Raw genomic sequence first — 17,438 nt, forward strand, 5'->3', positions numbered from 1 at the left:
ATTCTCCTTTTACTATCGTAAGAGTCTTACATACAATGAAGTTGTAATCCTCGTAATGCTTTATTTACATTTTCATCTAATGTTTCAAAGAATGTAGTGATTTTGCTGTTGTGTTTGTTGTTGTTATCAATAAGTAATCTTTCATTTAATAAAAGCTCACCACGTAGTCCAAAACTTTGAACTTGAATATTTAGCTCATCTTCATTTTCAGAGATGATTGGTAAGAAATAATGAAAAGCTTTTGTTGGAATGATGTAGCTTTTGCCAATCATGCTTTCTTGATTTGAATTAATCCATTTTTTCGTGACAATTTTAATATTCTTTTTTGAAACGATAAAAGATAGTGTTGTAGATTTTGTTAAACTTACGTCAAATTCACTTGTTTCACATATTTGTAAATTAAAAACGGTTTCATTTTGATGAGATTCAACATTTGTATTAATAAAATCGTGCATTTTATATGCTTCCATTTCGTATTCACCCTTTTTTCAATTTCGAAAAACGACTTATATTTATTCAAATTAATGCTTAGTCATATATTGGTTAAATTTTTCAACAAATTCCGATATAATCTTACAATACATATATGAAGCTAATATGAAGTTAGTATGAGTTTGTGATGGTTTTTTATTGAGAACAAAATAAGAGAGGTTTTTAGTGCTAAAAAATGGATAAAATCTGCATGTTATTAATGCGCCTTTTCGCTATTTCGACTTGAAAAATGATTTTTACTATTTAATAAAGAACGAAAATCACTAGTGTGACCCTTACAAAAATGTAATAAAAATGTAAGCTATTGTGATAGTTATTTCGACAATTTTTTTATACAATAATAGTAAGAAGTTGTACGTGATTGAAAGGAGAGATGACATGGAATGGATTCATGAATTATTTCAGCAATACGGGTACTATGTTGTACTTGTCGGCTTGCTGTTAGAATATATTGCACTTCCGTTTCCGGGAGAGCCAACGTTAGCATATGCGGGATTTTTAGCACATAAGGGTGATTTAAGTTTACCGATTTTAATTATTCTATCCTTTATTGGGACAAGTGTAGGAATGACGATTCAATACTTTTTAGGAAATAAATTAGGTATGCCTTTCATTCAAAAGTATGGGAAATACGTATTTTTAACGCAAAGAAAAATTGACTTAACGAGAATGTGGTTTGATAAGTATGGGTACTTCTTAATTTTTATTGGTTTCTTTATTCCTGGTGTACGTCATTTCACAGGATACTTTGCAGGAATTATTAATTTACCATTCCGTCGTTTTGCCATTACAATTTATTCAGGTGCTCTATTTTGGGTATCATTCTTCTTAATCGGTGGTTACTGGTTAGGTGGAAACTTACATGATATCTTTGGAGTGCTAGAAGGTCATATCGGTAAAATCATTTTTGGAGTTATTGTGATTGTAGCGGTTACGTTAGGTATTCGTTTCCGTAAGCAGTTAAAACGAGTATTACTACAAAACGCAAGTTAATATGAAATCCATTCTATGTCATAATTTAGGAAGTCAGTGCAAAAGCACTGACTTTTTTATTTTTAAGACTATGTTTAATGCACATTTTACATTCTTTATAGGAATTTGATACAGGATAAGAAATAAGTATCTTGTCAATTATTATAGTCGTAATGACAATTATAATTGACAAAGATAAGGATATTATTTACAATTTTAATTAAATAAATGAAAAAGAGGGAAGACATGAAGCTTCAAAATCGAGTGAGGGAATTGCGAGCAAAGCATCGTTTATCACAAGGGGATTTAGGGAAAGCGATTGGATCATCACGGCAAACGATTAGTTTAATTGAGCGCGGGGATTATGCACCATCTATCGTATTGTCGTTAAAAATCGCACAAATTTTCAATGTACCGGTGGAGGAAATATTTACGTTAGTAGAGGGGGAAGAGGACGATGAAGAGTAAACGAAAAAAACAATTTGATTCTGTGGGGAAAATAGCATTAAGTATGATGGGTGGCTTTTTAACGTCTTATATAGCTTTAAATTTACTCTCGGATGAACCGAGAAAATTATCATCCAATACATTTATAGGTATATGTACTATTTTTGGAATCTTAATGATGTACTATACTTGGAAGAATACACGTATGTTAGCAGAGGCACGCGATGAAGAAGAGAGCGTACAAGGCAGAAAATTAGGCATTATAAGTATATATTTACGTGTAGGCGATATAGTTACGCAGGCATGGTTTGTATATGCAGTTATTACATGTAGACGTGCACTGTTGCAGGATACAAATGTTTCATTTGTGGTGTGGAATTTAGTAGCTTCTATTGTTTGTTTAACTACTGTAGTAATTATCGGACTTATAACAAAAAATCGTTATAATAAGCTATATCCTGAACAAGGTGTAACGTATATGGAATCTATGAAAATGTGGACGAAAAACGCAGATGAAGGATTAAAGCACATTGTGCATGAGGCTGGATATAAAGCGTATGAATTTACGAATACAATATTGGCATATGTATGGTGGGCTGCCGTTATATATACAGCTGCTAGTGATATCGATTTTGTATTAATTGGCTTAATCTCATTTATTTGGATATTGCATCTCGGGAAGTTCATGTACGAAATGCAAAGAAAAATGATTTATTAAGGGGAGAAAAAGGTGGATATTTTAAGAAGGCCAGCTGGCTCAATGACAGTGGCGCTAATTCTGTCCATTTTATACGGAGTAATCCGAACTGGGAAATTAGAAGTAATTTTGAACTTATGGGCAATAGTTGGAATTTCATTGTTAGTGTTAGCCATTCATGAGCTAGGACATGTAGTATTTGGTGTAATAGGTGGTTTGACATTTAAATTTATGACAGTAGGACCCATTACTATTCAAAAAGAAAAGGGAAAATTACGCATTCGAGAAAATAAATTGTGGGCGTACTTTGGAGGCGTTGCAACACTAGTACCACCTTCTATAGAGACACCGAATCTTTCGAAAAAGTGGGCGTGGCTCACTTTAGGTGGACCGATTACGAGTTTACTATTTGGTATTACTTCCGGTTACATATATATGGTGAGTTATTATCAATATCTTTTATATTTTTCCTTTTTCCATTTTGCAATCTTTGCGGTTACAATTGTGCCGATAAAAGGAATGCTTATGAGTGATGGGATGCAATTTCTTATTTTAATTAAAGATGATGAAAGAGCTAGAAATCACTTATATGAGATTCAAATATCGAGTGAGTTATTTAGTTATAAAAGACCGAAAGATTGGGATGAAAGGTTAGTAGAATTGAGTGAGGAGAAAATAAAAGAGAATAAAGGGATAAGAGAGATAATGAGTAGACTTATGCTCGTCTTTTTTGCTCGTGCAGATCAAGAGGGAATGGAAAGAGCGATACCGTATATAGAACGAATTGTTCAACTACCTGTAACGAAAGAAAATAAGTTTTTCGTTAGTAGTTTTCATAGTTGGTACCTTGTATATAAAGCCCTTTATCAGATGGATAGTCTTTCTTTGCAAGAAGCAAAGGAACATGCAAAGGCTATTACAAAAATGGACCTAAGTGGATATTACCGTACACAAGGAATTATTAGATATGTAGAGGGTAATATGGAAGCGTCCCGTACTTATATGAAGAAAGCCGATCAAGAATTAAAGAGCGCCGAGAAGAGTGAGATGGGATATTTACAATTAGAAAGAGAATGGTTTGAGCAGCTGAAAGAGAGGGTATCTTACGATGGGTGAGGTATCCTCTTTTTTCTATGTCATCTTATGCCGTTCCATAAACAGCCTAGGACGAGTAAAATGAGATAAGAAGAGCAAAGCTTGGAGGAATTCTAGATGGAAATTTTAACGATTATTTTAATCGTCTTGCTCATTTATGCTGTTTTTAAAGTGGCATATGTAGCATTAAAGATACTCGCGATCTTATTAATTATCTTTTTAATCGTAGAGTTCGGCAGTAAATTGCTTGGTGGATAGGGTATGTTGTGCGTTTTGAGTGTCGAAAGTTGTCGGTAAATCGATATCTTGTGTCGAAGCGTCGATATAATGAAAAAATCGTTGATATAAGTGGAGAAACGATCGATATATTTGAAAAATCGTTGATATATTTTAGTGAATACGAAGTGGGGTATATGGAAAAGAAGTTGCCGTGAGGGCAACTTCTTTTTATCGTGATGCGGGGTATGCAAACCAACATGAAAAAGCTGGAAGAGTATCTTCCAGCTTAAGAGTTACTTTCAATTTGGCGACCGCTATCTTCTTCATTGTCTTGTAATAGGTTGAATACGTCTGCTAAGCAGAATGCAATGAACCAAGTCCATAGACCGTGGAAGAAAGCTGAGCTTAATTGAAGTGGTAATGTATAGTTTGTCATTGAGTAGGAAATACATCCACCAACGATTCCGATCATTGTTAATAACATTGTTTTTTGAGCATTTTCTTCTGGATTAAAGAGGAAGTAAATGTATCCGCCTAAAATTGAAGCGCTTACAAGTGTTTCGATTCCATTAAAGATGATATTCTCTCCAAGCTGAGTGTTTGTCCAGAAGCAGATTGTTCCGCCGATAATAGCAAACAGGACAGCTATTGTATATCGTATATATTGATTCATATGTTCATCTCCTTATGTAATAAGATGATTTGGAAGTCAAAAAGGTAGGTATAGTATATTGAAGTGAGTTTTAATTGTACGTATCTTTTTATAAAAAGATCATTGAAGAGTAACTAAGATGATCGGTTGTTTAAACCGTTACGTGTATGGTGTCTGAAATATACCCGACTGCTCGTTTCTTTTTGCTTGTAAAATAAGAGAAACTTCCAAGTCTATATACTCTTTTTTTGTGAGTCTGCTTTCATTATAACACATTTATAGACATAATAATAGAATTATCTGATTTTGTAATAAGTGTAAAAAATAAAAAGCGCAAGGAAATACCATTAACGGTGCAGTTTAGTGGAAGAAGGATTTTAATTTATTATGATGAAATATGTAATCAAGGTGAGATCTAAGAATGAGGCTTAAATACTATAAAAAATGTTTTATAGCATGAATGTAAGGGAGGAGAGCTAACTTGGATTTCACAACAGAAAGATTAATAATTAGACCTTTTAAGAGTACTGATTTACAGGATGTATTTGCTATTTATAATAGTGATGATACATGTAAGTTCCTATTACATAATAAGTGGACTCATGAAGACATGCAGAAAAGATTTAATAAGAAGTTAGCAAATAATGTACTTACTAAAGAAACAATATTAAGTTTGGCAGTTATATACAAAACTAAAGTAGTTGGTGATTTATCCGTATGGTACACAAATATGAAAGACACTGTTGAGATTGGTTATAGTTTTTCAAATGAAGTAGCTAGGAGAGGTTTGGCGACAGAAGCAGTAAGTAGTTTGGTATTGAAATTATTTAATGAATTCAATGTACATCGTATACAGGCTAATCTTGATGCACGTAATACAGCTTCACAAAAATTGTGTGAACGAATAGGCATGAGAAAGGAAGCCCATTTCATACAAGATTTTTGGAATAAAGATGAATGGACAGACAGTATTGTATATGGAATGCTATCCTCCGATTTGTAGTAATAAACTTAGTGATTTTATTATGCTAAAAGGTACGTTAGTTGAATAACAAAGGGCATAACATATTATATATGACTAATATGTTATGCCCTTTAATTTATTAACCTTTTTATATGCGTTTGAAACGGCCGACAATTTCAACTGTTTCAGTAATGTTCATAAATGCTTTGTTATCCACTTGACGGATAATACGTTTCATTTCGCCTAACTCATAGCGAGTCACGACAGTGTAAATCATTTTTTTCTTATGGTTTGTATAGCCGCCGACAGCGTCTACCATTGTCACCCCGCGTATGCCGTGATGTAGTAGTGCGCTTTTTATTTCCTCGCCTTTTTCTGTAATAGTCATTATCGTTAATTTAATATGTTTCGTATGCACAGCGTCGATAACTTTGCTGACTACAAATCGACTAATTAACGTATAAAGTGTAATATCCCATCCGAAAATAAAACCTGCTGCTACAAGTAAGATTAAGTTGAATACAAATATGATTGCTCCAATTGAAACATCTCGATATTTCGCTACAATCAATCCAACAACATCAAAACCACCTGTTGAAGAAGCAAATCGGAATATAATTCCTGAAGCTGCTCCGCAGATAACACCACCGAATACAGAAGAAAGTAAAATATCGTCTGAAACTTGGTGTACCGGGATAATGTTCATCGCTAACGATGACACAGCTACAAAGTAAGCTGTTAAAAAGGTTGTCTTCTTGCCTAAGTAAAAGTGACTTAAAATAAGAAGAGGAATGTTTAGTAAAAAGATAAGTGCACCGATATTGTAGTGCATTAAATAACCGATAATCATCCCTACACCAGCGAATCCACCGCTAATCATATTATGCGGGATAAAAAACATATTCATAGAAATTGCATACAAAATAGAAGCTATAAAAATAACAACCAACTGTATCATAAATTCTAAGTGAAATGTTTTAGCTGCTGGGAAGGATAAAAAGGCGGTGTCGGGAACGTAATCGGCGTCTCCTAGTTGACCCATAGTATGTTTCATCTCCATATTCATTTTTGATTACAAGAAGAGAATAAAGGTTTTTTCAAAAACTGGCAATAGTTTTATTATAATGCAAAAATTTTATAAATTTCTAATAAATCAAGCCTATTCATTGATGTGTGTGAATATGCTAAAGAAAGCGAATACAACGTTTCTTAATTATTGTTTTCTTGAGAAAATATGCAAAATACTTTTTTTGAAAATAAAAGGAAATAGAGAATATTTGCCCGATGTGCTAAAATGACCTTATTAAGGATGTGAAGCGATGGAATTTTTATTGCAGGATGCAATTCTATATATATCGTTTGTAACGACGGCACTTTGTTTATTAGAAGTTTTCTTCCTTGCTAATGTTTCTCGCTTTGTGCGTCAACAAGCATCAAGCGGTAGACAAAGAGCTTTTGCGTTAGTTGATACATGTGAAGATAGTGCGGGAAATGTACCGCTATTTTCTATTTTTTATAAATATGGAATGATTCGTTCTGTACGCAGACAAGAATCAAGTGAAGAGAATGACGAGGTCGGTCCGTATACACCAATGTTTCGCTAAATAATTACGAAACATTGGAGGAATGAACATGTTAAAATCATACCGAGCTGTGCTCGTTAGTTTATCATTATTATTTGTTTTTGTTTTATCTGGTTGCAGTAATGCAGCCCCAATTGATGCACATAGTACGGGAATTTGGGATCATTATTTTGTATATCCAATCTCGTTTATGATTCAATTTGTTGCTCATCATATACCTGGAGCTAGCTTTGGGATTGCTATCATTATTATGACGCTCGTTATTCGTTCAGCAATGATTCCATTAGCTGTTTCGCAATATCGCAGCCAAGCGAAAATGAAGAAAATGCAACCTGAATTGCAGAAGCTAAAGAAAAAGTACGGTGATGTAAGCAAAGACCTTGAAAAACAAAAGCAGTATCAAAAAGAAATGTCAGAACTAATGAAATCAGGCGGTTGGAATCCACTTGCTGGTTGCTGGCCATTATTAATACAAATGCCGATTTTCTCTGCTTTGTATTATGCGATTAGCAGAACTGAAGAGATTCGCACATCTTCGTTTTTATGGGTGAACCTAGGACATGCAGATCCATATCATATATTACCGATTATTGCAGCGTTAACGACATTTATTCAGATGAAAGTTTTCCAATCGAATATTACACCTGGAGAACAAGTACAGATGCTAAAGATGCAGCAAATTATGATGCCGGCAATGATTCTATTTATGGGGTTTGCGGCGCCATCAGGACTTGTGTTGTACTGGATAACAGGTAACTTATTTACAATGACACAAACAATTGTATTAAGAAAAATAATGGAACGTGAAGAGTTACAATTACAAAAAGCATAGAGAAACACCGCTCATTACGAGCGGTGTTTTTTTGTTAAATCGTTAAGGAAATGTTAAGAAACCGACATTACTATAGGCATTGTATACGAAAGTGTACATGCATTAGAAATATGAAGGAGGAAATTTCCTATGAAGAAGAAAACAGTTGGTTATTTAGCGATTGCAGGTGCTTTATCATTCGGAATCATTGGAGGAGTCGGCATTCCGGCATTCGCGGCAACGAATACTCCAGCAGTGGATCAGCCTGCAAAAACGGCGAAAAAGGATTTGGATGACGCTACAAAACAAAAAGTAAAAACAATTATGGACGATACAAAGAAACAGTTAGAGGAACTAGGTGTAAAGCTTCCAGAGAAAGAGAAGCGTAAAGACATGTTTGCAGGATTAGATGAACAGGCGAAAGAAAAAGCGAAGTCCATTTTAGAGCAAGAGAAGTCTGGTAAATTAACACGAGAACAGGCAAAAGAAGAATTAACAAAATTAGGCGTGAAGTTCCCGGAAAAGGGTAAGCACAAAGAAATGTTTGCGGGATTAGATGAACAGGCGAAAGAAAAAGCGAAGTCCATTTTAGAGCAAGAGAAATCTGGAAAATTAACGCATGAGCAAGCAAAAGAGGAATTAACAAAGCTAGGCGTGAAAATGCCGGAGAAAGGTAAACATGGAGACATGTTTGCTAACTTAGATGAACAGACAAAAGAGAAAGCGAAGTCAATTTTAGAGCAAAAGAAATCCGGAAAATTAACGCATGAGCAAGCAAAAGAAGAATTAACAAAATTAGGTGTGAAACTTCCAGAGAAAGAGAAGCATGAAGACATCTTTGCTGGATTAGATGAAGCAACAAAAACAAAAGCAAAAGCGATTTTAGACAACGAAAAGAAACAATTAGAGGCATTGAATGTTGATTTACCGCACCATAAGTTTTTTATGAAAAAAGAAGATAAATAATTGATTTATGTATCTTTCGTGTGGGCAACCGGAAGGTACGTGCGAGGACCGATTTCTGTCAGCAGAAATCGGTCCCTTTTAATGATTCAATAAAATTCTTTTCATTGTTAGTATGTATCCGAAGATGCAGTAGAAGATTGCAAAACCGATAAACACTTCCGTATATTGATATTTACCCAATACGTAGAAGGAAACAGCTGGTATAATAGCTACCGCTAAAATGCTATAACCAGGATACTTGTGCCGATGCATGATAGCGAATAGAATAGAGAGAAACGTAGCAATGATACAAAAGACAGCAATCATTATTAGTACACCTCCTAAATGGATTATACCATTTTTAGGGAATTAGAGAAGTTTTGTATGTTCTGTTATAATATAAGAAGAGAAATATTTCCTATGTTATATAAAAAAATATATTGATTTTTTCTAACAATTCAATATAATGAACAATAACTACAAAATTCGACATCAAGAAGTGATGATGAGGACATGATCAATTTTTTACGATTTTCAGAGAGGGAAGCCTTTGGCTGTGAGCTTCCTAATACGGAAAAATGGATTACCACCTCTGAACTGCAGCAGTGAACGAGCATCTAGTAATTGCTTGCCGGCAAAAACCGTTATTTAGACTTGAGAAATTGGTGAAGTGTGTTACTTTACGAATTGAAACAAGGGTGGAACCACGAATACAACACTCGTCCCTTTTTTAGGGAGGAGTGTTTTTTTATTTCATTTTTGCATCACACTAGGATTGGAAGGAGGATACGCAGCATGCATCATGATGAGAAGAACAAAATTGGTTTAACAGTAGCACTTTCTATCGTAGTAGGAACGATTATTGGATCTGGTGTGTTTATGAAACCAGGGAGCGTATTAGATTACTCGGGGAGTTCTAATATGGCCATTCTTGCTTGGGTAATTGGTGGTCTGTTGACGCTAGCAAGTGGTTTAACAGTAGCTGAAATTGGAGCGCAAATCCCGAAAAATGGTGGGTTGTATACGTATTTAGAGGAGATTTACGGAAGTTTTTGGGGATATTTATCAGGTTGGATGCAAACAATTGTTTATGGACCTGCTATTATCGGAACATTAGGTTTATACTTTAGTTCTTTAATGATTAATTTTTTCTATTTAGATAAAGTGTGGAATTTACCAATCGCAATTGGAACGGTTGTGTTCCTTGGCGTTGTAAATAGTATGGGAACAAAATACGGAGGTATCGTTCAAACAATCACGACAATTGGGAAGATGATTCCGATTGTGTTAATTGTTGTGCTAGGTTTCTGGAAAGGGAATAGCGATATCTTTAACGTAGTTGTGCCGATATCGGAAAATCAAAGTATCGGTATGGCAATTTTAGCAACGTTATTTGCTTATGACGGCTGGATTTTACTTGCTTCGATTGGTGGAGAAATGAAGAATCCAACAAAGTTATTACCGAAAGCAATGACAGTAGGGATTTTAATCGTAACGGCTGCTTACGTATTAATTAACTTGGCGTTATTAAATGTATTACCAGCAGCGAAAATTGTAGACCTTGGAGAAAATGCAACAGCGACAGCTGCGGGTATGTTACTTGGAGAATATGGCGGAAAAATTATTAGTATCGGTATTATCGTTTCCATTTTCGGCTGTTTAAATGGAAAGATTTTAACGTTCCCACGTATCCCAATGTCTATGGCAGAGCGTGGACAACTTCCATTTTCTAAGTTTATTGCAAAGGAAAGTCCGAGATTTAAAACACCAGCAAATGCGATTACTGTTGAAATCATTTTAGGAATTATTTTAATGATTATTAGTGATCCAAATAAGCTATCTGAGATTTCCGTATTCATTATTTATATTTTCTACGTAATGACGTTTATTGGTGTCTTCATTTTAAGAAAACGTAATAAGAATAAAGAGCGTGCATATAGTGTGCCGTTATTCCCAATCGTACCAATCGTAGCGATTTTAGGTTCGCTCTTTGTAATTGGTAGTGCAATTATCAATGATCCGGTAAGTTGTTTCTTATCCATTGGAATTGTCTTTACGGGACTTCCGGTGTATTGGTATTTAAATAAGAAGAAAGAAACAGAATGATGGAAGGGTAGGCGTATAATACGCCTACCTTTTTTACTGTAAAAAAATTATACTTGCGTCCATTTTCTATTTTGGTTACTATAATCGTAGTAACCAAAATAGAAAGCGTGGGGAAAGACTTGAATTTTCGTGTTTATATTTTAGCTATCGCGGCTTTCGTAGTCGGAACGGTTGAGTTAATTATAGGAGGAACGCTCGATTTAGTTGCCAATGATTTAGGAGTATCTATTAGCGCAGCTGGTCAGCTTATAACAATATTTTCGGTAGTATTTGCTTTGTCAGGTCCAGTTTTATTAGCTGTGACAGGGAAGTTTGAAAGAAAAACATTGTATGTTGGAGCATTATCGATTTTCTTAATCGGAAATATTATTTCCGCATTTAGTGTGAATTACGGAATGCTAATGTTCTCAAGGGTTATTTGTGCGGCGAGTGGTTCATTAATTATTGCACTATCGGTAACACTTGCGTCTAGTGTAGTAGAACCGCATTTTCGTGCGCGTGCAATTGGAATCATTTTTATGGGAATTAGTGGATCACTTGTACTTGGAGTACCGCTCGGTCTTGTACTCGGAAATGCATACGGATGGCGTGCACCATTTGTATTAATTTCTGTGTTAACAGTTATGGCAATAGCTTGTATTTCATTGTTCTTAACGAAAGTACCACCGACATCGGTATTATCAATAAAAGAACAACTTGCTACTTTAAAAGATAAAAAAATTGTAAGTGCACAGTTAACATCATTTTTGTTTTTAACGGGGCATTTAACATTGTATGCATATTTAACACCGTTTTTAAAAGATGTCATGCATGTTGAAGCAAACTGGATAAGTGTGTTTTACTTTATTTTCGGAATCGCAGCAGTAATTGGCGGCGGGTTCGGTGGATGGCTTGCTGATAAATGGGGATCGAAGAAAAGTATTATCTCGATTATTATCGTATTTGCATGTGCAATCTTCATACTGCCATTAATGACATTCTCATTCCCGCTCTTCATCATTATGATGGGACTTTGGAGTATGCTGAGCTGGGCGATTTCACCAGCACAGCAAAATTATTTAATTGAAATTGCACCGGAATCAGCTGGTATTCAGCAAGGTTTAAATAACTCTGCGCTTCATTTAGGAATTGCACTCGGTTCAACAGTAGGCGGAGTTGTTATTGAAAAATCATCTGTTATGTATAATGCTTGGGTAGGCGGTGGCTTTATTATATTAGCACTGCTTTGCGCGATTTTCTCGATTACGAGAGGACGCTCTACCCAGTTCGTAAAAGAAGAATCTATCGTTTGATAGGTTCTTTTTTTATTTGTAAAAAATTGCATGTTTTAGTAAGAATATGGAGAATTGGTATATAGCGAGGTGATGGGAAAATGGTGTTTAATTTCTCGATATTCGGTATAATACTTACACTATTACCGATAGTTGTAGCTGTTTTTGTATTAGGCTGGATTCGTTGCATCTATCAAAATTCAGAGAAGCAAGTAGAGCAAAATGAAAAAATCATTGAGCTGTTGATAGAGATAAAGGAACAAAACGAAAAGGAGTCTAAGTGAAAAATTAGACTCCTTTTTATTATTTAATTAGTACCTCAATTTCATCAACAAACTCTTAATTTCCTCATCTTCCATAAAGAGATTGTGGTGCTTCTGGGTGATCTTTGCAAGTGCAACGTCGTGATAGAAAAATTCTGTAAAGAACTTTACGAAAGGTTGTGACATTGTTTTCATCGCTTGCCATGACTCTTGTTCTACGCCAGCAAATAAAATTTCACGATCGTCAACGATAAGTAGCAAGTAGCGCTCTAATGCATTAGGTTCTTCAGCTGGGATTAGAAAATGCATGTTTTCTAAGTCTGTTTCTACTTCTCCAACAATAAGGGATTCAATTTGAACACCTTGTTTTGCTTTTTGTTCTAGTAAAGGCAGATATTCTAAAAGAGTATCATTCCAAGCTGAAATACGGATTGATTCTTGTGCACTTTCAATGAGTTCTTTACTTTGAACTCGAATAGAAGATTGCATCTTTAAGCTCCACACACGGTCATCTGTAAATGATTTTTTTGATATATTTGTTTCCAGTTCTTTAATATTTGATTGGAATTCTGTCGTTAATTTTTCAATTGCTAGCTTTAGTGGTAATGCTGTATACAATTTTTTCTTTTCTGAAACAGAATCCATTACCATTCCTTTATCGATTAGGCGTGCTAGCACTTCATATATTTTTGCTTTTGGAACACCTGAATGCTTCACAATTGTTGTAGCATCTAATGGTTCATTGCTTGATACGACAACTTCATAAGCCTGGCTTTCATATTGTGAGAAACCGAATTTTTGTAACATAGTTCCCTCCGAACGAATGAGATTATATTTTAAGGATAATGAACTATTTGTTTTTGCACAAGTGGTAGTCCGTTTTCTAATTGTATTAAGGTGAGAATTAATTTCAATTTTTTAATTTTATCTATTATACTTAATATAGTGATTAATATAATTACATTACAACGAGAAGGGTAATTAACTGTTACGATTTATTTAACCAATTATAACCAAAGTTAATTAAATATATCAGTAAGCCCTGCTAGTCAAGTGATTGGCTAGTAGTGAGGGTTAACTGCGGGCAATCCCTAAAGCTGATTGAACTACAACGTGGCCAGAAATGGTGAGCGTGAATGTTGCGAAAGCAGAAAAAATCAATCAGATGGTGCAAGGTTAAATCCTAAACACTAGAACAATGGGTCTTCCGCCTCGAATCATCTAAGTCAAAATGGATAAGATGAACGTTCAACGACTATCTCGTATAACTGACGAGAGTACATCACAAGCCTATGGTGGTGGAAAAATCCTCTATCTTTAAGTAGATAAACATATAGTCTGCGCTCATGTGAAAACATGAGAAGTTCATAAGAGAACTGGCTAAGGAATTGCGCCCTTAGTTGAACAAGATACATTTAATTGAATCTATCAAACTTTATTGAAAATTCCGAACGTACGTGCTATGTTAGGTTCAATGAGGTGAGAATAATAATGAAATTTTCACGAGTTAGTCAAGTATCAGAATTAACAGGTTTGCATCCGAGTAGTCTTACGAGAATACTGGTGGAACACGCTACGATTCAGAAGAACAAATCTTTCATTAAAGGAGTTACATTCTGATGATATTGGCGAAGAAAGTTAGACTGATTCCAACGCCTGAACAAGAAAAAGTGCTTAGAAACCATGCTGGTGCTGCAAGATTCGCTTATAACTATTGTAAAAGAATGAGTGATAGATATTATAAGCTATTTGGAAAATCTGTTTCACAGTTAGCTTTACAGAAACGATTTACAAAGATCAAGAAGCGAAAAAGATATGAGTGGTTACAAGACATTAATGCACAAGTTCCTAAACAGGCTTCAAAAGATTTTGATACGGCGAGAAAAAATTCGTTCAAAAAGTACAAAAATGGTTCTCACACTTCTTATAAATCCAAAAAAGATTTAATCCAAGGATTTTATGCCAATTATGAAAGACTGGTTATAGGAAAGAAATTGGTTCATATTCAGTCCATTGGAGAAGTGAAAACAAGCCAACAACTACCAAGAAACAAAAAACCATCCAATCCAAGAGTTACCTTTGATGGTCGTCACTGGTGGATTAGTGTAGGATTCCAAGAAGACTTTGAATTACAAGAACTAACGAACGAGTCGATTGGTGTGGATGTTGGATTAAAAGAGCTTTTTGTAGCTTCTAATGGTATGAAAGAACGAAATATAAACAAAGATGCTAAGGTTAAAAAACTTTTGAAAAGGAAAAGGTCAGCACAAAGAGATATGTCTAGGAGATTTAAAAAAGGTGTAAAAATTCAATCTGTCGGATATGAAAAAGCGAAAGCGGAGCACCTGCGGTTATCTAGGAAAATTACGAATATTCGAAATAACCATATCCATCAAGCAACAGCTAAATTGGTGAAAACCAAACCAATGAGGATTGTTGTGGAAGACTTATCTATCTCAAACCTGTTAAAAAACAAAAAACTATCGAAAGCATTTTCCTTTCAAAAATTAAACTTCTTCTTTCAATGTTTATCATACAAGTGCGAGAAACATGGCATTGCGTATGTAAAAGCTGATAAATGGTTCGCTTCAAGCAAGATTTGTTCATGTTGCGGAGTTAAATACGACCATTCAGTTCAACCAGAAGGACAGTGGAGTTTAAAAATACGTGAGTGGTGTTGTGTTTCATGCAATAGCTATCACGATAGGGATGTAAATGCTGCGACAAATTTATCAAGGTGGGTAAAATAAATGCTTGATAATAGGAGGTAACGATACTGCCTCGTGTGGAGTGTTATACCCCTCGTCCCTTCGGGGTTGCGAGAACACGATGAAGCACTAACTCGTGTAAATTTGATTGAATTGTATAGATTTAGTTAAGTTTATCGTATCGGGATGCTGGGGGGAAGATGTTAAGAAGTTTACGTTTAAAAATTGCGGTAGTGTTTTCAGTTCTTATTTCTATGATGTTCGTAATATTGGGTACAGCTGTGTATCAATTACAGAAAGAAAAGGAAGTGCGTTCCTTAGACGAGTATTCTCAAAATGCGATGGATCTTGTGACAGAGCAACTTACGACATTTGTTCAAAGAACGGATGAAGATATGGGGTATTACGCGAACAGTGAGATGATTCGTAATATACTTCAAGGTGGGGTTACTCCAGAAGAGGAAGCGTTTTTAACGAAAGAGTTTGCGGAGTATAAAAAGAATCATCCTGGTATTTTAGATTTATATATTGGTACGAAAGATAAAAAAACATTAAGTGCCAATCTTGCTGAAGGTGGGCAAGTGCCAGAAGGATATGATCCAACGACAAGACCATGGTATAAAGATTCAGAGGCTGATGTAAAAAAGGTCCATTGGGGACAACCTTCTTATGAAATTGCAACAGGCAAGTTAAGTGTAGGTGTTTCTAAAGCAATTACAGCTCAAGATGGGTCTGTATTAGGCGTTGTTGCGATGGATGTATCGCTTGGGACGATTCAGAAGTTGCTTCACAATATTCAATACAATAATGACGGAGAAATGTTTATTATAAATGATAAAAATATGGCTCTTGTTTATCCAGAAAAGATAGGAAAAGATGTTTCTAAAGAACCACTTATAAAGAGCTTAAATAAAGAGGTAACAAAATATGCGGTCACTACAATAAAAGGTGAAGATGTAGTTGTTTACAGTCAATCATTTGATACGATGAAATGGACAATAGGAATCTTTTATCCGAAAGAAACGATCGATGGGCTATTAAATAGTACGAGAAATACAGTTATTATAATGGCATGTATTAGTTTATTAGTTGGAATTGTAGCTTCCTACTTGTTCTCAAGAAGATTAGCAAGACCACTGCAACTATTAAAGAATCACGTGCAAAAAGTAGCAGAAGGCGATTTAACGCTGCGAATGAAAGTGACAAGTAAAGATGAAGTTGGAGAGTTGACTAAGCACTTTAATGATATGGTTGAACAAATGAATGAAATGGTAAGTAAAATTAAAAACAGCGTATCAACGGTGCAACAATCAACGAATAGTTTACATTATTTAACGAACGAAACAGTAGCGGCTAGTAGAGAAGTTTCAGGAGCGATGGATGATGTGAGCGGAGGAGCTTCTACTCTTGCGAATAGTGTGGATGAAGTTTCAGCTCAGCTCGAGAATATGGCGGAGTCAGTAGAACAAATGAATAGCTCCGTTGGTGAAATAAAAGGAGTGGCTGGCAAAGCGGAAGAGGCATCTAAGCAAGGATTAAATACAATGAGGAATTTAATCCGTACGAGGGGACAATCATCTTCGATTGTTGTTCATACAGAAGAAGCATCGGATAAGTTAGAACAAAGAGTTGGATCGATTCAAAATGTTGTTGAGCTTATAAAAGGTATTTCGGATCAAACAAATTTACTTGCTTTAAATGCATCGATTGAAGCTGCCCGTGCAGGTGAGCAAGGTAAGGGATTTGCGGTTGTTGCTGAAGAGGTTCGGAAATTAGCGGAACAATCAAAAGAGGCAACCGGAGAAATTACAATGATGATTGGTGATGTACAATTAGAAGTAAAAAGGGTTGTAGAAGTTGTAAGTAAATTGAAAGACATTGCAGATGTGCAAAATAAAGTGACGACAGAGGCGGAAATGGAGTTCCGTACAATTATGTCAGTTGTAAATACGATTAGTACTTCAGTTGAAAAAATTGTAGAAGAGGTACATAACATAGGTTATGAGCAAGGGGAAATTACAGCGGTAATGCATACAATTGCTGGTACGAGTCAAGAAAGTGCAGCTGTTTCTGAAGAGGTACATGCTGCAACGGAATCACAGGTGAATCATTTAGAAAAGGTAGCTCACACGATGGAAAGTTTGACAGAACATATGGGAGATTTAGAAAGATTAGTCGAGCAGTTTAAAGTGGAAGAGTAACATATTAGTAAA

20 protein-coding genes and 1 other annotated feature are annotated in these 17,438 nt (G+C 35.2%); of the genes, 15 read left to right on the plus strand and 5 right to left on the minus strand.

From position 1 onward, the window contains the following. Window positions 1–26: 26 nt before the first annotated feature. Window positions 27–470, minus strand: a complete 444-nt coding sequence (locus ACTFN4_RS16865; RefSeq protein ID WP_000388769.1) for a DUF3978 family protein — start codon at window positions 468–470, stop codon at window positions 27–29. 400 nt (window positions 471–870) lie between these two features. Here ACTFN4_RS16865 and ACTFN4_RS16870 point away from each other — a divergent pair, with 400 nt between their 5' ends. From ACTFN4_RS16870 to ACTFN4_RS16890, 5 genes are all read left to right on the plus strand, one after another. Beyond that, on the plus strand, window positions 871–1,485 hold the full coding sequence (locus ACTFN4_RS16870) for a DedA family protein (protein WP_000454754.1): 615 nt from the start codon (window positions 871–873) through the stop codon (window positions 1,483–1,485). Between the two features lie 225 nt (window positions 1,486–1,710). Then, window positions 1,711–1,932, plus strand: a complete 222-nt coding sequence (locus ACTFN4_RS16875; protein ID WP_000776168.1) for a helix-turn-helix transcriptional regulator — start codon at window positions 1,711–1,713, stop codon at window positions 1,930–1,932. Beyond that, window positions 1,922–2,629 carry a DUF3169 family protein gene (locus tag ACTFN4_RS16880; RefSeq protein WP_439962554.1) on the plus strand — a complete coding sequence of 236 codons (708 nt, stop codon included), beginning with the start codon at window positions 1,922–1,924 and terminating at the stop codon, window positions 2,627–2,629. The genes ACTFN4_RS16875 and ACTFN4_RS16880 overlap by 11 nt, the downstream gene beginning before the upstream one ends. 42 nt (window positions 2,630–2,671) lie before the next feature. Next, window positions 2,672–3,724 (plus strand): hypothetical protein, encoded by a 1,053-nt coding sequence (locus tag ACTFN4_RS16885; RefSeq protein ID WP_439962575.1) that lies wholly within the window; start codon window positions 2,672–2,674, stop codon window positions 3,722–3,724. A 96-nt stretch (window positions 3,725–3,820) separates the two neighbouring features. Next, complete coding sequence (locus tag ACTFN4_RS16890; protein ID WP_000404782.1) at window positions 3,821–3,961, plus strand: DUF3985 family protein; 141 nt, start codon at window positions 3,821–3,823, stop codon at window positions 3,959–3,961. Window positions 3,962–4,208: 247 nt separating this feature from the next. On the opposite strand, the gene ACTFN4_RS16895 is transcribed toward ACTFN4_RS16890, so the two are convergent. Beyond that, on the minus strand, window positions 4,209–4,595 hold the full coding sequence (locus ACTFN4_RS16895; protein WP_001077773.1) for a DUF3938 domain-containing protein: 387 nt from the start codon (window positions 4,593–4,595) through the stop codon (window positions 4,209–4,211). Between the two features lie 460 nt (window positions 4,596–5,055). On the opposite strand from ACTFN4_RS16895, the gene ACTFN4_RS16900 reads away from it, so the two are divergent. Beyond that, a complete protein-coding gene (locus ACTFN4_RS16900) occupies window positions 5,056–5,577 on the plus strand; it encodes a GNAT family N-acetyltransferase (RefSeq protein ID WP_439962555.1) in 522 nt (173 codons plus the stop codon). A 109-nt stretch (window positions 5,578–5,686) separates the two neighbouring features. Here the strand turns inward: ACTFN4_RS16900 and ACTFN4_RS16905 are convergent, their stop codons facing one another. Beyond that, on the minus strand, window positions 5,687–6,580 hold the full coding sequence (locus tag ACTFN4_RS16905; RefSeq protein WP_000530044.1) for a YitT family protein: 894 nt from the start codon (window positions 6,578–6,580) through the stop codon (window positions 5,687–5,689). A gap of 277 nt (window positions 6,581–6,857) precedes the next feature. Between ACTFN4_RS16905 and ACTFN4_RS16910 the strand changes: the two genes are divergently transcribed. From ACTFN4_RS16910 to ACTFN4_RS16920, 3 genes are all read left to right on the plus strand, one after another. Then, a complete protein-coding gene (locus tag ACTFN4_RS16910) occupies window positions 6,858–7,142 on the plus strand; it encodes a hypothetical protein (RefSeq protein ID WP_000394930.1) in 285 nt (94 codons plus the stop codon). Between the two features lie 28 nt (window positions 7,143–7,170). After that, window positions 7,171–7,953, plus strand: a complete 783-nt coding sequence (gene yidC / locus ACTFN4_RS16915; protein WP_000920524.1) for a membrane protein insertase YidC — start codon at window positions 7,171–7,173, stop codon at window positions 7,951–7,953. 129 nt (window positions 7,954–8,082) lie between these two features. Next, window positions 8,083–8,898 (plus strand): hypothetical protein, encoded by an 816-nt coding sequence (locus ACTFN4_RS16920; protein ID WP_000730850.1) that lies wholly within the window; start codon window positions 8,083–8,085, stop codon window positions 8,896–8,898. A 78-nt stretch (window positions 8,899–8,976) separates the two neighbouring features. On the opposite strand, the gene ACTFN4_RS16925 is transcribed toward ACTFN4_RS16920, so the two are convergent. Beyond that, window positions 8,977–9,204 (minus strand): hypothetical protein, encoded by a 228-nt coding sequence (locus ACTFN4_RS16925; protein WP_000562231.1) that lies wholly within the window; start codon window positions 9,202–9,204, stop codon window positions 8,977–8,979. Window positions 9,205–9,370: 166 nt separating this feature from the next. Further along, window positions 9,371–9,607: a binding site (T-box leader), on the plus strand. 65 nt (window positions 9,608–9,672) lie between these two features. Between ACTFN4_RS16925 and ACTFN4_RS16930 the strand changes: the two genes are divergently transcribed. From ACTFN4_RS16930 to ACTFN4_RS16940, 3 genes are all read left to right on the plus strand, one after another. Then, a complete protein-coding gene (locus ACTFN4_RS16930; protein WP_000546312.1) occupies window positions 9,673–10,983 on the plus strand; it encodes an APC family permease in 1,311 nt (436 codons plus the stop codon). 107 nt (window positions 10,984–11,090) lie between these two features. Then, a complete protein-coding gene (locus ACTFN4_RS16935; RefSeq protein ID WP_002195889.1) occupies window positions 11,091–12,275 on the plus strand; it encodes an MFS transporter in 1,185 nt (394 codons plus the stop codon). A gap of 80 nt (window positions 12,276–12,355) precedes the next feature. Beyond that, complete coding sequence (locus ACTFN4_RS16940) at window positions 12,356–12,538, plus strand: hypothetical protein (protein ID WP_088322168.1); 183 nt, start codon at window positions 12,356–12,358, stop codon at window positions 12,536–12,538. 27 nt (window positions 12,539–12,565) lie between these two features. Here ACTFN4_RS16940 and ACTFN4_RS16945 read toward each other — a convergent pair whose 3' ends face one another. Beyond that, complete coding sequence (locus ACTFN4_RS16945; RefSeq protein WP_242554964.1) at window positions 12,566–13,324, minus strand: TrmB family transcriptional regulator; 759 nt, start codon at window positions 13,322–13,324, stop codon at window positions 12,566–12,568. Window positions 13,325–14,008: 684 nt separating this feature from the next. On the opposite strand from ACTFN4_RS16945, the gene ACTFN4_RS16950 reads away from it, so the two are divergent. From ACTFN4_RS16950 to ACTFN4_RS16960, 3 genes are all read left to right on the plus strand, one after another. Beyond that, window positions 14,009–14,137: a hypothetical protein gene (locus ACTFN4_RS16950; RefSeq protein ID WP_281976284.1), complete on the plus strand. Its 129-nt coding sequence runs from the start codon at window positions 14,009–14,011 to the stop codon at window positions 14,135–14,137. After that, window positions 14,137–15,267, plus strand: a complete 1,131-nt coding sequence (locus ACTFN4_RS16955; protein WP_427260153.1) for an RNA-guided endonuclease InsQ/TnpB family protein — start codon at window positions 14,137–14,139, stop codon at window positions 15,265–15,267. Before ACTFN4_RS16950 ends, ACTFN4_RS16955 begins: the two co-directional genes overlap by 1 nt. A gap of 158 nt (window positions 15,268–15,425) precedes the next feature. Continuing rightward, entirely contained in the window at window positions 15,426–17,426 is a 2,001-nt protein-coding gene (locus ACTFN4_RS16960) for a methyl-accepting chemotaxis protein (protein ID WP_439962556.1), read from the plus strand. Window positions 17,427–17,438: the final 12 nt, after the last annotated feature.

It is taken from the genome of Bacillus cereus group sp. MYBK95-2, assembly GCF_051915225.1.
In the GTDB taxonomy this organism is placed as follows: domain Bacteria; phylum Bacillota; class Bacilli; order Bacillales; family Bacillaceae_G; genus Bacillus_A; species Bacillus_A cereus.

Coding starts and splice junctions, on each gene's coding strand:
- ACTFN4_RS16895 (WP_001077773.1), bottom strand. CDS start 4,595: ATGAATCAATATATACGATATACAATAGCTGTCCTGTTTGCTATTATC.
- ACTFN4_RS16920 (WP_000730850.1), top strand. CDS start 8,083: ATGAAGAAGAAAACAGTTGGTTATTTAGCGATTGCAGGTGCTTTATCA.
- ACTFN4_RS16925 (WP_000562231.1), bottom strand. CDS start 9,204: ATGATTGCTGTCTTTTGTATCATTGCTACGTTTCTCTCTATTCTATTC.
- ACTFN4_RS16945 (WP_242554964.1), bottom strand. CDS start 13,324: ATGTTACAAAAATTCGGTTTCTCACAATATGAAAGCCAGGCTTATGAA.
- ACTFN4_RS16870 (WP_000454754.1), top strand. CDS start 871: ATGGAATGGATTCATGAATTATTTCAGCAATACGGGTACTATGTTGTA.
- yidC (WP_000920524.1), top strand. CDS start 7,171: ATGTTAAAATCATACCGAGCTGTGCTCGTTAGTTTATCATTATTATTT.
- ACTFN4_RS16955 (WP_427260153.1), top strand. CDS start 14,137: ATGATATTGGCGAAGAAAGTTAGACTGATTCCAACGCCTGAACAAGAA.
- ACTFN4_RS16910 (WP_000394930.1), top strand. CDS start 6,858: ATGGAATTTTTATTGCAGGATGCAATTCTATATATATCGTTTGTAACG.
- ACTFN4_RS16960 (WP_439962556.1), top strand. CDS start 15,426: ATGTTAAGAAGTTTACGTTTAAAAATTGCGGTAGTGTTTTCAGTTCTT.
- ACTFN4_RS16880 (WP_439962554.1), top strand. CDS start 1,922: ATGAAGAGTAAACGAAAAAAACAATTTGATTCTGTGGGGAAAATAGCA.
- ACTFN4_RS16905 (WP_000530044.1), bottom strand. CDS start 6,580: ATGGGTCAACTAGGAGACGCCGATTACGTTCCCGACACCGCCTTTTTA.
- ACTFN4_RS16885 (WP_439962575.1), top strand. CDS start 2,672: ATGACAGTGGCGCTAATTCTGTCCATTTTATACGGAGTAATCCGAACT.
- ACTFN4_RS16865 (WP_000388769.1), bottom strand. CDS start 470: ATGGAAGCATATAAAATGCACGATTTTATTAATACAAATGTTGAATCT.
- ACTFN4_RS16950 (WP_281976284.1), top strand. CDS start 14,009: ATGAAATTTTCACGAGTTAGTCAAGTATCAGAATTAACAGGTTTGCAT.
- ACTFN4_RS16890 (WP_000404782.1), top strand. CDS start 3,821: ATGGAAATTTTAACGATTATTTTAATCGTCTTGCTCATTTATGCTGTT.
- ACTFN4_RS16940 (WP_088322168.1), top strand. CDS start 12,356: ATGGTGTTTAATTTCTCGATATTCGGTATAATACTTACACTATTACCG.
- ACTFN4_RS16930 (WP_000546312.1), top strand. CDS start 9,673: ATGCATCATGATGAGAAGAACAAAATTGGTTTAACAGTAGCACTTTCT.
- ACTFN4_RS16875 (WP_000776168.1), top strand. CDS start 1,711: ATGAAGCTTCAAAATCGAGTGAGGGAATTGCGAGCAAAGCATCGTTTA.